Genomic DNA, 12,833 nt, shown 5'->3' with positions numbered 1-12,833 from the left:
TTCGTTTGAATATTGTGTTTTCTTTTTGTTTCCTGTTATGTTTATCTTGCGCAGACTTCTGTCGTTTTTCTGATCTTCTTGATCAGTTCATCTGTAAATGCGCCTTTTTTCATTCTCCACATCCAGTTACCGCCGAGTGTAGACGGCATATTAATTCTTGCCTTATTGCCAAGTCCCAGATAATCCTGCACCGGAATGATACACGTATCTGCCACACTTCTCATCGCCAGACTTATGAAATCCCAGTGCACTTCTTCATCCGGAGTGTATGGATTATTCAGATATTCCTTTGTCATCTCTTTATCTTCTTCGGAAAGTGTCTGATACCATCCCTGAAGGGTATCGTTATCGTGGGTTCCTGTATAGACTACACAGTTTTTATCATAATTATGTGGAAGATAATCACTGTCCTCTCCTGCCACAAATGCGAATTCCAGTACTTTCATTCCCGGATAACCACTGTCTTTTAACAATTGTCTCACCGTATCCGTCAGGAATCCCAGATCTTCCGCAATGATCGGAAGGTCACCTAATGTTTCCTTCATCTTAAGGAACAGATCCATGCCCGGTCCCGGCATCCATTCACCATTCTCTGCCGTCTCATCTCCATACGGGATTGCATAATATTCATCAAACCCACGGAAATGGTCGATACGGATGATGTCATACAATTTAAAGCAGCAGGCCACCCGCTTCATCCACCAGTCATAGCCTGTCTTCTTATGGTAATCCCATGCATACAATGGATTCCCCCACAGCTGCCCGGTTGCCGAAAATGCATCCGGCGGACATCCCGCTACCGCAACCGGCAGATTCTCTTCATCTAACTGGAACAGCTTCGGATTCGCCCAGGTATCTGCACTGTCAAATGCTACATAGATCGGGATATCCCCGATAATCTCAATGCCTTGTTCATTGGCATATGTTTTCAGTCCGGCCCACTGTCCGGCGAACAGATACTGCAGAAATTCATAAAAATCAATCTCTGCACTTAATTGTTCCTGATATGCCGCAATTGCTTCCGGCTTACGCAGCCTGATGTCTTCCTCCCACTGATCCCAGCTTTTTCCGTCAAATGAATCTTTCACTGCCATATACAATGCATAATCCGCAAGCCATGCTTTTTCTTCTTCCAGATAAGTACGGTATGCCTTACTTTCCATCAATCCGTTCTTTTTGGCTCTTGCATATGCAAGCTTTAATACTTTAAATCTTGCATTATATATTTTTTCATAATCGATTTCTTCTTCATTCTCTCCGAAATCTGCCTGGTCACACTCTTCTTTCGTCAGAAGTTCATCCTCGATCAACGTCTCCAGATCGATAAAATACGGGTTCCCCGCAAATGTTGAAAAAGACTGATACGGTGAATCGCCGTATCCCGTCTGTCCAAGCGGCAGGATCTGCCACAATTTCTGTCCTGCTTCTTTTAATATATCTACAAATTCATACGCTTCTTTTGAAAAACATCCGATTCCATATGCCCCCGGAAGTGCAGAGACCGGCATTAACATTCCACTCTTTCTCATTAACTTTCGTTCCTTCCTCGTTATGATACTTATAATTAAGTATAGCAGTGTTCTTTGGATGCTTCAAATAAAAAGTATACTCTGTATATAAGAAATCATAGATTATTCCACAGATGTCACCGTATAATCCTTGTCTTCTACTGTCTTCTTCAGCACATCATCTGCGATCTCTGCATTTAATGTCAGCTCTGCTGTTCCTGTCTCATGGCTTACAACCGCTTCATCTACCTGTGGAAGTGCTTCCAGTGCTTTCTTTACAGCTGCCTCACAGTGTCCACACATCATTCCCTCAATATGCATTATTTTTTTCATTGTCTTGTCCTCCTTCTTGGATCTCTTTTTTTCTTTTTTGGCTTTTAATTTTTTATCTTTTGATGCATCATACATCTTAAAAAGATTCAATCTCAATGCGTTCGATACTACGCAGAAGCTTGATAAGCTCATGGCTGCCGCACCGAACATCGGATTTAATTTCCATCCGAACAGCGGATACCACACGCCGGCCGCAAGCGGGATTCCGATAATGTTATAGAAGAATGCCCAGAACAGATTCTCATGAATATTACGGAGTGTCGCACGGCTCATGCGGATTGCTGCCGGTACATCACTTAACCGGCTCTTCATCAGCACAACATCTGCCGCATCGATTGCAACATCCGTTCCGGCCCCGATTGCGATACCCATATCAGCTCTTGTAAGTGCCGGTGCATCGTTGATACCGTCTCCGACCATCGCAACTTTTCCTTTTTCTTTCAGCTTACGGATCACCTGCTCTTTTCCTTCCGGAAGTACACCTGCAATCACTTCATCAACTCCGGCCTGCTGCCCGATAGCTTTTGCAGTACGTTCGTTATCTCCGGTCAGCATGACTACATGGATTCCCATGTTCTGTAATTCTTTGATCGCCTGCGGGCTGTCTTCTTTGATGACATCCGCCACTGCAATTACACCTAATAAACGGTCTTCATTTCCAAAGAATAATGGTGTCTTACCTGCTTCGGCAAGTTTCTCTGCCTTCTTCTGGATATCTCCATCAACGGATACCTTACTGCTGATAAATGTATGATTCCCTCCATATAATGTATGACCATCCAGTATGGCTGTCAAGCCGTTACCCGGAAGAGCCTGGAATCCAGTAACTTCTTCGATGCCGGCATTTTCCTCTTTTGCATTTTCAAGGATTGCTCTTGCCAGTGGATGTTCACTCTTATTCTCCAGTGCATACGCACATTTTAATAAGGTATCTTCTGTCACTCCCGCTGCCGGAATGATATCTGTCACTTTCGGTTCTCCACTTGTGATCGTACCGGTCTTATCCAGCGCAACAATTTGCATCTTTCCAGTCTCTTCCAGTGAAACTGCTGTCTTGAACATAATACCATTTCTGGCACCCATTCCATTTCCGACCATAATTGCTACCGGTGTTGCAAGTCCAAGCGCACATGGACAACTGATCACCAGCACCGCAATTCCTCTGGATAATGCAAACCCAATACTCTGTCCTGCGATCAGCCATACAATAATTGTGAGCACTGCAATTGTGATAACCATTGGCACAAATACACCGGATACACGGTCCGCAATCTTTGCGATCGGTGCTTTCGTTGCAGCCGCATCACTTACCATCTGAATAATCTGCGAAAGTGTCGTATCCTCGCCGACTCTGGTCGCACGGCACTTCAGATATCCGGACTGATTTACGGTTGCGGCTGATACCTTATCACCGACAGCCTTATCTACCGGAATACTTTCACCTGTAAGAGCAGATTCATTGACTGCACTGTTTCCTTCTATGACTTCTCCGTCAACCGGAATATTCTCTCCCGGTTTTACAACAAAGCAATCTCCCTTTTGTACCTGTTCGATCGATACCTGAACTTCTTTTTCTCCACGGATCACAACCGCTGTCTTTGGCGCAAGCTTCATCAGTCCTTTTAATGCATCGGTCGTCTTTCCTTTGGATCTTGCCTCCAGCATCTTTCCGACGGTGATCAGTGCAAGGATCATAGCTGCTGATTCAAAATAAAAATCATGCATATAAGACATTACTGCATCCATATCCCCATGCATCTGCGCATCTGTCATTGCAAACAGTGCATACGTACTGTATACAAAAGACGCTCCGGATCCAAGTGCCACTAGGGTATCCATATTCGGTGCCCGGTGGATCAGTCCTTTGAATCCACTGATGAAAAACTTCTGGTTGATCACCATGACTGTAATCGTCAGAAGCATCTGTAACAGTCCCATCATTACATGATTGTCTTTCATGAATCCCGGGACCGGCCATCCCCACATCATATGTCCCATGGAGAAATACATCAGAACGATCAGAAATCCCACCGATGCGATCAGACGTCTCTTTAGTACCGGCGTCTCTCTGTCTTTTAGCATATCCTCTCCGGCCAAAGCCTGTGCCGGCTGCACCTTCGCTGCTCCTTCTCCTTTTTTTGACGCTCCATATCCGGCATCTTTGACTGCCTTAATGATCTCCTGTTCCGTTGCCGTGCCTTCTACTCCCATAGAGTTTGTAAGGAGACTCACTGAGCAGGATGTTACCCCCGGTACTTTTGAAACTGCTTTTTCCACTCTTGCGCTGCAGGCTGCGCAGCTCATACCGGTTACAATATATTGTATCATCGTTGTCTGTTTCCTCCTGTCATCTTATTTCTTATTGTTTACCGCATCAGTTTCTGCAGAACCTTTACCAACTCATCAACCGTCTCATCTTTTCCTTCTCTGATATCATCCGCTACACAGGTGCGGATATGATTCGCCAGTAATACTTTATTGAAGCTGTTCAATGCCGCATTCACTGCCGACACCTGTACCAGGATCTCCGGACAATAGGCATCCTTCTCCAGCATACCCTTGATTCCGCGCACCTGTCCTTCTATCCGGCTTAAGCGGTTCATCAGATCTTTGTATTCTTTTTCCGAACGATGCTTGGACGTGTGGCAACAGCATCCTTTTTCTGATTTGTTTTCCATATTATCTGTATTCTTGTCTTCCATAAGCATACTCCTTTCACATCCATACCCTTACGGGGTATATGTATTTTATCTCTTATTATCACATAAGTCAAGGAATATATGCGTTCTTGATATATGTTTTCATTTATTGGTAGTTCCAATACAATTTTTAAAAAATGTCTATTTTATTTGACTTTCAAAATTTATAAGGAATATAATTCTTGCTGAAGGAAATAATGACAGCAGAACTGGAGGTTATATTATGCTGGAAGAACAGGCTATGATAACATTCTTAAAAAAATTCGATGAACACCCTTTCCTGGTCAAAATTAATGGACACGAACATCTGATCGGGGAAGGCGCACCTACATTTACCGTAAATTTCAAAAAGGTCATCCCATTAAAGGATCTGGTCACCAGTACTTCTCTTGCACTTGGAGAAGCTTACATGGATGGTGATCTTGATATTGAGGGAAACCTTTATCAGGCACTTGATAACCTTCTTGGTCAGATGGGTAAATTTTCAACTGATGAACATCATTTGAAATCTATCATGTTCCCATCTTCATCAAAGAAAAACCAGAAAAAAGAAGTCAGCAGTCATTACGATATCGGAAATGACTTCTACAAACTCTGGCTCGATGAAACAATGAGTTATTCCTGCGGATATTTCAAACATGAAGATGATACCCTGTATCAGGCGCAGAAGAATAAAGTTGATTACATTCTTGAAAAGTTATATCTGAAAGAAGGTATGACTCTTCTTGATATCGGATGCGGCTGGGGATTCCTTCTGATTGAAGCTGCTAAGAAATATAAAATTAAAGGTACCGGCATCACCTTAAGTGAAGAACAATACAAAGAATGCCAGAAACGTATCAAAGAGGAAGGATTGTCCGACTATCTGGAAGTCAGGCTAATGGACTACCGTGATCTTCCTTCTGACGGCAAGATGTATGACCGCGTTGTCAGCGTCGGTATGCTCGAACATGTCGGCCGTGAGAATTATCAGTTATACTTAGACTGTGTCAGCAAGGTCATGAAAGACGGCGGTCTGTTCCTGCTCCACTTCATCAGTGCATTAAAAGAGCATCCTGGTGATCCATGGATCAAGAAATACATCTTCCCGGGCGGATCTGTTCCCAGTCTTCGTGAAGTCATGAACTGCATGGCAGAAGATAACTTCCATACCCAGGATATCGAGGACTTACGTCTTCACTATAACCGTACGCTTCTCTGCTGGGAGAAAAACTTCAAAGATCATATTGAAGAAGCACATACAATGTTTGATGAACGTTTCTTAAGGATGTGGGATATGTACCTCTCTGCATGTGCCGCCACCTTCCATAACGGAATTATTGATATCCATCAGATTTTAATGACAAAGGGAATTAATAATGATCTTCCTATGACGAGATGGTATTAAAAAATGAATCAGCCGGGGATATGAACAATATTTCCCGGCTTTAATAAAGATGGATACCATGCTGCACTTAACATCTAATACACATGCATAAAAAGGAGCGGAGCCGGAATCCTGTCACTCCTGACAAAATCCCGACTCCGCTCCTTTTCGATATGTATTCATTTCAATCAGAACGTCGTCTAATTTACCATACTATCCCTTATTCATTCTCCGTTCGATACCTACTCTTTGGATTTACTTCTTTCTTTTTTAAATACACGTATCATGAAATAACTAAATCCGCCAATATATCCAACCAGTGTAATCACCATCATAATAATTGCATCTATCGTCATAGTTCATACCTTCTTTCTATTATTTTGCAGCTTTGTTATCTTTCATAGCTCCCCTTGCAGTCTTTGTATTAAAGAACTTGGATAGTGCAAGACCTACAAGGATCACTACTCCGAACTGAAGTAATACAGTTCCTGTGTTATCCTGAATAATAAACGGATTCAGCCAGGTATCCGGGAACCATTCCTTTGTCTGTAATAACCAGTAAACCACCATGATCACTACCAAAACCGGAATCAGATACATACATCCGGTATAATATGCTTTTGGAAGATGTACATCTGCACCTTTTGCATTTACTTCCTGTGTACGTAATTTTTCCACACCATATTTCCATGCCAGGATTGCGATAAAGGCACCACTTATCAGAAGTCCGATTCCCCATACCCAGTCCTGATTATCAATGTTAACCAGTGACCAGCATGAGAAGCATCCTACTAAGAATCCTGCGAAGCAGACACTGACAACTGCTTTCTTCCGCGGCAATCCAAGGTCAACAACACATTTTACTCCAACTTCGATCATAGAGAACAGTGATGTGATTGCTGCAATTGCAAGTAATCCAAAGAAGATAAAGGAAATGAATCTTCCACCCGGGATTGTTGTAAATAACTGATAAATGTAAATAAATGTAAGTCCGAAGTTGCCCTGACTGAGTGCTTCATTCGCTGCCTCCGGTGTAGCTGAAAGTGCACAGATTGCCGGGATAACTACCAGTGCCGAGAGGATTGCTCCAAGGTTATCACCAAGTCCCATGATCAGACAGCTTGTCGGAACATCTTCCTCTTCTCCTACGTAGTTCGCATATGTAATAATGAATCCCCATCCGGCTCCGGTGCTCCATGCTGCCTGGATGAATGCCTGAATCCATGTATTCGGGCTTAAAATATACTCTTTCTTAACAGTAAAGAGATACTGAAGTCCCTGATTTGCTCCATTTAATGTAACTGCGTAAATTGCTAATCCTACAAGGATGATAAACAGTGCCGGTATCGCTACTTTACAGAATTTTTCAATTCCACCTGCAATTCCCTGATAAACGATGAAACATGCAAGTGCAAATCCGATCGCATGGAATAAAATAACCTGTGCCTGTGAATCTGTAAATGCTGTCCACATTGCCGATGTCGTCTCTGTTGACAGATTCGGTTTAAATGCTGAAGTAACAGAATTAACTGCGTATTTCAAACAATATCCCTGAAGTACACAATAATAACTCATCAGGAAGAAACATACTGCTGCTACAAAGAATCCCATCCATGTATATTTCTTTCCACCTGCATCACGAAAAGTACCGATACATCCAAGTCTCGTCTTTTTACCGAATGCCATCTCTGTGGAAAGGAGCGGTACTGCAAATACCAGCATTGCAATCGTCCATGCTATGATAAATGCTCCACCACCGTTTGCCGCACACACTCGTGGGAATCGCCATACATTACCAGTACCAATACACATACCTAACGCGGCGGCTATGTAACCTATGGTACTAAATTTTTCTTGTTTCTGTTCCATAACTCAAACCTCCATTCGAATATCGAAATTAATTAGAAATGAATACCTTGTAACCATAGTGTAAAAGATGGTTATTAAATTGTCAATATAAAATATTAAGTTTTTTTATACAAATATAAGAAAGTGTAATATTAAACGCATTTTGTTTTATTGTTTGTTAATTTCTGATAATTTGCCAGTAAATAGACTGGTTTTCATACTTTAGTCTAATACATCTACAATTTCGGATGCATATTTCGGTATCTACAGAACCTGCCACCGGCAGCTCCTTTCGAACACATGGTGATACACAAAAACCTGTATCAGACTTTCTATCATCTGATACAGGTTTCCCGCTTTCTCATAACAATTCATTATACTATATATTTTCTTTTTTAATTTTAATTCTTTGTATTCTTTCACATAAGCTTCTTATGCTACAGATCTTCTTCAATATGCTCTCTTCCCTGGTCTACGATCGTACGCACATGATCGTCTGCCAGTGAATAGAACACGGATTTTCCTTCTCTTCTGCTCTTAACCAGTTTGTTCTGTTTCAGGATCCTGAGCTGATGTGAGATTGCAGACTGTGTCATATTCAGTGCCTCTGCCAGATCGCAGACACACACCTCTGCTTCGAACAACACGAACAGGATACGCATTCTGGTCGAATCACCGAATACCTTGAACAATTCTGCAAGATCATACAATTCCGTTTCTTCCGGCATCTTTTCATTTACGATCTTCAGAAGATTCTCATGTACCTCACATGATTCACATACTTCCATTCCTTCTTCTAATTTTGCCATCTGCCCACCAGCCTTTTCTATAAGTTTTTCACAAATAATGCGCGGATTGCATTCAATACAGCAATGACCATAACTCCGACATCAGCGAAGATTGCCATCCACATATTCGCAATTCCGAGTGCTCCCAGGACCAGGCAGATTGCCTTGATTCCAAGGGCAAAGTAAATATTCTCATATACGATGCGCATACATTTTCTGGAAATCTTGATTGCTTTTACGATCTTCTTCGGATCATCGTCCATCAGGACAACGTCTGCTGCCTCGATTGCTGCATCTGATCCGAGTGCACCCATGGCAATTCCGATATCTGCTCTCGACAGTACCGGCGCATCATTGATTCCGTCTCCGACGAACGCAAGCTTTTCTTTCTCTGATTTCTGACTCAGAAGCTGTTCTACCTTCGCAACCTTATCTGCAGGAAGAAGCTCACTGTACACTTCTCCGATTCCCAGTTCTTCTGCAACCTTATCTGCCACACGCTTCATGTCACCAGTCAGCATAACTGTCTTGGTGATGCCCGCTTTTTTCAGATCTCTGATTGCTTCTTTTGCATGCGGTTTTAATTTGTCTGAGATCAGAATGTGTCCTGCATATTTTCCGTTTACTGCAACATGGACGATCGTACCGACTTCTTCACATTCACTATATTCCACATTCAGATATTTCATAAGTTTGGCATTACCTGCCGCTACCGGAATACCGTCAACCTTTGCAGTCACACCTTTACCGCTCAGTTCTTCAATCTCTGTCACACGGTCACGGTTGATCTGTTTGCCATATGCTTTCTGAAGACTCTTACTGATCGGATGAGAAGAAGAACACTCCGCAAGTGCCGCATACTCTAATAACTGTTCTTCCGGCATCGTATTGTGGTGAACTCCATTCACCTCGAATACGCCTTGCGTCATGGTTCCTGTCTTATCGAATACCACATATTTTGTCTGTGCCATCGTCTCCAGATAGTTCGATCCTTTTACCAGGACACCTTCATGACTTGCTCCGCCGATTCCTGCAAAGAAGCTGAGCGGGATACTGATCACCAGTGCACACGGGCAGCTGATAACCAGGAATGTCAGTGCTCTGTAGATCCAGTCGCCCCATTCCGGCGCAAGCGCAAACGCAAACATTCTGACCAGTGGCGGTAAGATTGCAAGTGCAAGCGCACCATAGCAGACTGCCGGTGTATAATATCTGGCGAATTTGGAAATAAAGTTCTCAGATCTTGATTTCTTGGAACTTGAATTCTCTACCAGATCCAGGATCTTGGATACGGTAGATTCTCCGAATTCTTTTGTTGTACGGATCTTCAGAAGACCAGTCAGGTTAATGCATCCACTGATGACTTCATCACCGGCTGCCGCTTCTCTCGGAACACTTTCCCCGGTCAGTGCACTGGTATTCAATGTACTGCTTCCTTCTTCGATCACACCATCGATCGGGACTTTTTCTCCCGGCTGAACGACGATAATCGTTCCGACTTCCACTTCATCCGGATCTACCTGTTCAAGTTCCCCGTCTTTTTCAATATTGGCATAATCCGGACGGATATCCATCAGATCACTGATATTCCTGCGGCTCTTTCCGACCGCATAACTCTGGAATAATTCTCCGATCTGATAGAACAGCATAACCGATACGCCTTCCTTATAGTTACCAAGCGCAATTGCTCCTATCGTAGCAACTGCCATCAGAAAGTTCTCATCAAATACCTGCTTATTCAGAATCCCTTTGAACGCCTTCCTTAAAATATCATATCCGACAACTAGGTACGGAACCATATAAAGTACGAACTTCAGCCACCCTTCTACAGGCAGGAACTTCAATATGATCATAAGTACCGCTGCGATAATAATTCTGGTCAGAGATTTTTTCTGTCTTTTCGTCATATCTTTCCCCAGCCTTTCTCCTTGCACTCTTCTCAACGCTTCTTCATTCTGCCTGATGAAGCCGCTCCACAATCATTTTCCTTCACAAAATACTGCGTATATCCTGTTTTTATGAGTATTTTCTCTTACAGGAAGATCTCACAGTCATCTTCTACAACTTTACAGTTCTTCTGCACATCCTTCATTACTTTCTTAGGATCTGCACCCTCTTCAAATTCTACGATCATCTTTAACATCATAAAGTTTACAGTTGCATCCTTTACTCCGTCTGTGTTCTTAGCTGCCTGCTCCATTTTGTTTGCACAGTTTGCGCAGTCTACGTCGATTTTGTAAGTTTTTTTCATGATAATACTTCCTTTCTTTTTCGTTGTTTGATTATTTGAATATATGAACAGTTATTCATATGTTTGTTTTAATTATAGCATTTTGCTTCATGATGTCAATAGATTTTTTCTATTTAGTTCATCATCGTGGCTTACCCCGGTCCATGAGAAAGGCTTGGTATTATGTTTGTTGCTGGATGTCAAGATGCAGAAGTTCTTAGGCAGTCCGCCTTCCCTAAGAACGAAAGGGTCTCCGCTCAAAACTCACCCCTACGGGGTTCAAACAGTTCGCTCCGTCCCTTTAACGGGAAGTCAAACTGCCTAAGAACTTCTACACATCGCGCCAAAATACGCATCAAACACAATACCAAGTCTTTCTCATGTCGTGATTGGCCAATAATAATGAATTCAATAGAGGGATTGTAACCGTTGTGTAGCCGGAAAGTTGTGGTGAAACCATTGATTTTCCGGCTTTTTCGTACACTTCCGGTATCACAAAGGTTACGGTTCCTCTGTTTAATTATTATGGCATGCGAAACCTCAGGAATAAAACTACAAGGTCCCAGCCTGTGCATACGGACTCATGGTTAGAGTCAGCACAAGCTGGGACCTTGTAGTTTTATTCCGGTCGGTGACAGCCGCCATGATGCATTAAATAGAAATTTACAGCATCTCTATAAATGCCGCAATTCGAGTATTCAACTGCCCGATATCAGCCTGCGAATAATCCGTCTCTACATTAATGTACGGAATACCCTTCTTCTCATTCACAAATTTACGGATAGCCAGTGACTCTACATTATATGTATGACAAGCCTGAAGTGTCATCTCGACAACTCCGTCTACCTTAAATTCATCGATCAGGCGATCCAGAAGGTCCAGTCTGTTTGGATTCGGTGTCATTACAGAACAGCCAATGTTCAGGTAACGTCTTGCCAGTGCATCGTATACATCCGGATTCTCTTCGTCTACTAATTTGTCAAAAGATTTTGCTCCGTTACAGTTTTCGAATGCAACTACAACTCCACCATTGTCTTCTACGGCGCGGATCACTTTCTCAGTTGCTCCGCCGATCGGACATCCGGTGATCAGGATACGAGGCATCTTGTCCAGTCTCTTACCTTCTTCGTATTCTTTTTCAATCTTCTCTCTCATGGCTTCAATCTCTGCCGGGATTGCTTTACGATCGAATTTGAAGCCGCTTCCGTATAATACTTTGAACAGGTCGCCGCCTTTGATCGGTGCAGGATCAAGTGCCATGACATGATACAGGTCTTTCATGACTTTTCTTACTTTATTTTCTTCTTTTACGGCCTCTAATACAGCTTCATCTGTGATCTCTACGTCGAATTTTTTCTCCAGATATTCTTTGAAACGAATCAGTTCACTCTTCCAGAGTTTCAGGGCCATCTCGCTCTGTGTATTTGGCAGTTCCATTACGAATACATCTTTGAAATCTGACATATACTCGTACATTTTCTTCTTTCCGTCACAGGTAGTCTCCCCAACAACTACATCTGAGAAGTAGAAGAATGGACATTTGTCTGTCTTGGCAAATCCATAGCTGGATTTGATCAGTGGACATAAGTTCTTTGGCAGGTCTTTCTCTGCGTCCGGGATTGTCTCATCGGATACAGAGCATAAGCCGACTGTAACTGCTCCCATTGCTCTTGCGATCTCTGCCGGAAAATAAGTACAATATGCGCCAACAACCGGAACTCCCTGGTCTTTTAACCCCTTCATTGCCAGGAATGATTTCTGACGCTGTTCTGCAAATTCTTCGAATACCTCCGGCAGTTCTTTAATTAACTCCATAATAAATTTCCTCCGTGCTTTTTTTATTTTTTGATAATTTTTTTGATAATTTTTTTCATAAGACTATCATACCACCTGTACCTGTATTTACATAATAGGAAATATTGATAAATCGTTCCATTCTATTAATATCGTCTATGAATATTATTCGCATTTTCTATCCTTTTCCTGACTTCATCTCCTGTATACGTTAATATGGAAATCTGTTACAATATACGTATCAGATACCATATTTATCATGGAGGT

General features: G+C 42.4%; 9 protein-coding genes. 1 reads left to right on the top strand and 8 read right to left on the bottom strand.

Annotation, left to right across the window (positions count from 1 at the left end; all coding sequences use genetic code 11):
* Nucleotides 1-41: 41 nt before the first annotated feature.
* The 3 genes from malQ to NQ508_RS02870 all read right to left on the bottom strand — a co-directional run bounded on the left by malQ (nucleotide 42) and on the right by NQ508_RS02870 (nucleotide 4,519).
* On the bottom strand, nucleotides 42-1,529 hold the full coding sequence (gene malQ / locus NQ508_RS02880) for a 4-alpha-glucanotransferase (protein ID WP_006427880.1): 1,488 nt from the start codon (nucleotides 1,527-1,529) through the stop codon (nucleotides 42-44).
* Between the two features lie 102 nt (nucleotides 1,530-1,631).
* Nucleotides 1,632-4,169 (bottom strand): heavy metal translocating P-type ATPase, encoded by a 2,538-nt coding sequence (locus NQ508_RS02875; RefSeq protein ID WP_044920166.1) that lies wholly within the window; start codon nucleotides 4,167-4,169, stop codon nucleotides 1,632-1,634.
* Nucleotides 4,170-4,207: 38 nt separating this feature from the next.
* Complete coding sequence (locus tag NQ508_RS02870; RefSeq protein WP_044920197.1) at nucleotides 4,208-4,519, bottom strand: metal-sensing transcriptional repressor; 312 nt, start codon at nucleotides 4,517-4,519, stop codon at nucleotides 4,208-4,210.
* A gap of 244 nt (nucleotides 4,520-4,763) precedes the next feature.
* Here NQ508_RS02870 and NQ508_RS02865 point away from each other — a divergent pair, with 244 nt between their 5' ends.
* Entirely contained in the window at nucleotides 4,764-5,927 is a 1,164-nt protein-coding gene (locus NQ508_RS02865; protein WP_006427883.1) for an SAM-dependent methyltransferase, read from the top strand.
* 354 nt (nucleotides 5,928-6,281) lie between these two features.
* On the opposite strand, the gene NQ508_RS02860 is transcribed toward NQ508_RS02865, so the two are convergent.
* The 5 genes from NQ508_RS02860 to NQ508_RS02840 form a co-directional block, all read right to left on the bottom strand.
* The gene (locus NQ508_RS02860) at nucleotides 6,282-7,775 is read right to left on the bottom strand and encodes a sodium-dependent transporter (RefSeq protein WP_006427885.1); all 1,494 of its coding nucleotides are present in this window, start codon (nucleotides 7,773-7,775) and stop codon (nucleotides 6,282-6,284) included.
* A gap of 416 nt (nucleotides 7,776-8,191) precedes the next feature.
* Nucleotides 8,192-8,563 carry an ArsR/SmtB family transcription factor gene (locus NQ508_RS02855; protein WP_006427887.1) on the bottom strand — a complete coding sequence of 124 codons (372 nt, stop codon included), beginning with the start codon at nucleotides 8,561-8,563 and terminating at the stop codon, nucleotides 8,192-8,194.
* 17 nt (nucleotides 8,564-8,580) lie between these two features.
* Nucleotides 8,581-10,449 (bottom strand): heavy metal translocating P-type ATPase, encoded by a 1,869-nt coding sequence (locus NQ508_RS02850; RefSeq protein ID WP_006427888.1) that lies wholly within the window; start codon nucleotides 10,447-10,449, stop codon nucleotides 8,581-8,583.
* A gap of 125 nt (nucleotides 10,450-10,574) precedes the next feature.
* Entirely contained in the window at nucleotides 10,575-10,793 is a 219-nt protein-coding gene (locus NQ508_RS02845; protein ID WP_006427889.1) for a cation transporter, read from the bottom strand.
* Nucleotides 10,794-11,435: 642 nt separating this feature from the next.
* Nucleotides 11,436-12,587, bottom strand: coding sequence for a double-cubane-cluster-containing anaerobic reductase (locus NQ508_RS02840; RefSeq protein WP_006428651.1), 1,152 nt, complete (start codon nucleotides 12,585-12,587; stop codon nucleotides 11,436-11,438).
* Between the last annotated feature and the right edge of the window lie 246 nt (nucleotides 12,588-12,833).

The sequence above is a fragment of the Dorea longicatena genome (genome assembly GCF_025150085.1).
Classification (GTDB): Bacteria; Bacillota; Clostridia; order Lachnospirales; family Lachnospiraceae; genus Dorea_A; species Dorea_A longicatena.
This window is presented reverse-complemented; position numbering and strand designations above follow the sequence as displayed.

Coding starts and splice junctions, on each gene's coding strand:
- NQ508_RS02855 (WP_006427887.1), bottom strand. CDS start 8,563: ATGGCAAAATTAGAAGAAGGAATGGAAGTATGTGAATCATGTGAGGTA.
- NQ508_RS02850 (WP_006427888.1), bottom strand. CDS start 10,449: ATGACGAAAAGACAGAAAAAATCTCTGACCAGAATTATTATCGCAGCG.
- NQ508_RS02840 (WP_006428651.1), bottom strand. CDS start 12,587: ATGGAGTTAATTAAAGAACTGCCGGAGGTATTCGAAGAATTTGCAGAA.
- NQ508_RS02870 (WP_044920197.1), bottom strand. CDS start 4,519: ATGGAAAACAAATCAGAAAAAGGATGCTGTTGCCACACGTCCAAGCAT.
- NQ508_RS02875 (WP_044920166.1), bottom strand. CDS start 4,169: ATGATACAATATATTGTAACCGGTATGAGCTGCGCAGCCTGCAGCGCA.
- NQ508_RS02865 (WP_006427883.1), top strand. CDS start 4,764: ATGCTGGAAGAACAGGCTATGATAACATTCTTAAAAAAATTCGATGAA.
- malQ (WP_006427880.1), bottom strand. CDS start 1,529: ATGAGAAAGAGTGGAATGTTAATGCCGGTCTCTGCACTTCCGGGGGCA.
- NQ508_RS02860 (WP_006427885.1), bottom strand. CDS start 7,775: ATGGAACAGAAACAAGAAAAATTTAGTACCATAGGTTACATAGCCGCC.
- NQ508_RS02845 (WP_006427889.1), bottom strand. CDS start 10,793: ATGAAAAAAACTTACAAAATCGACGTAGACTGCGCAAACTGTGCAAAC.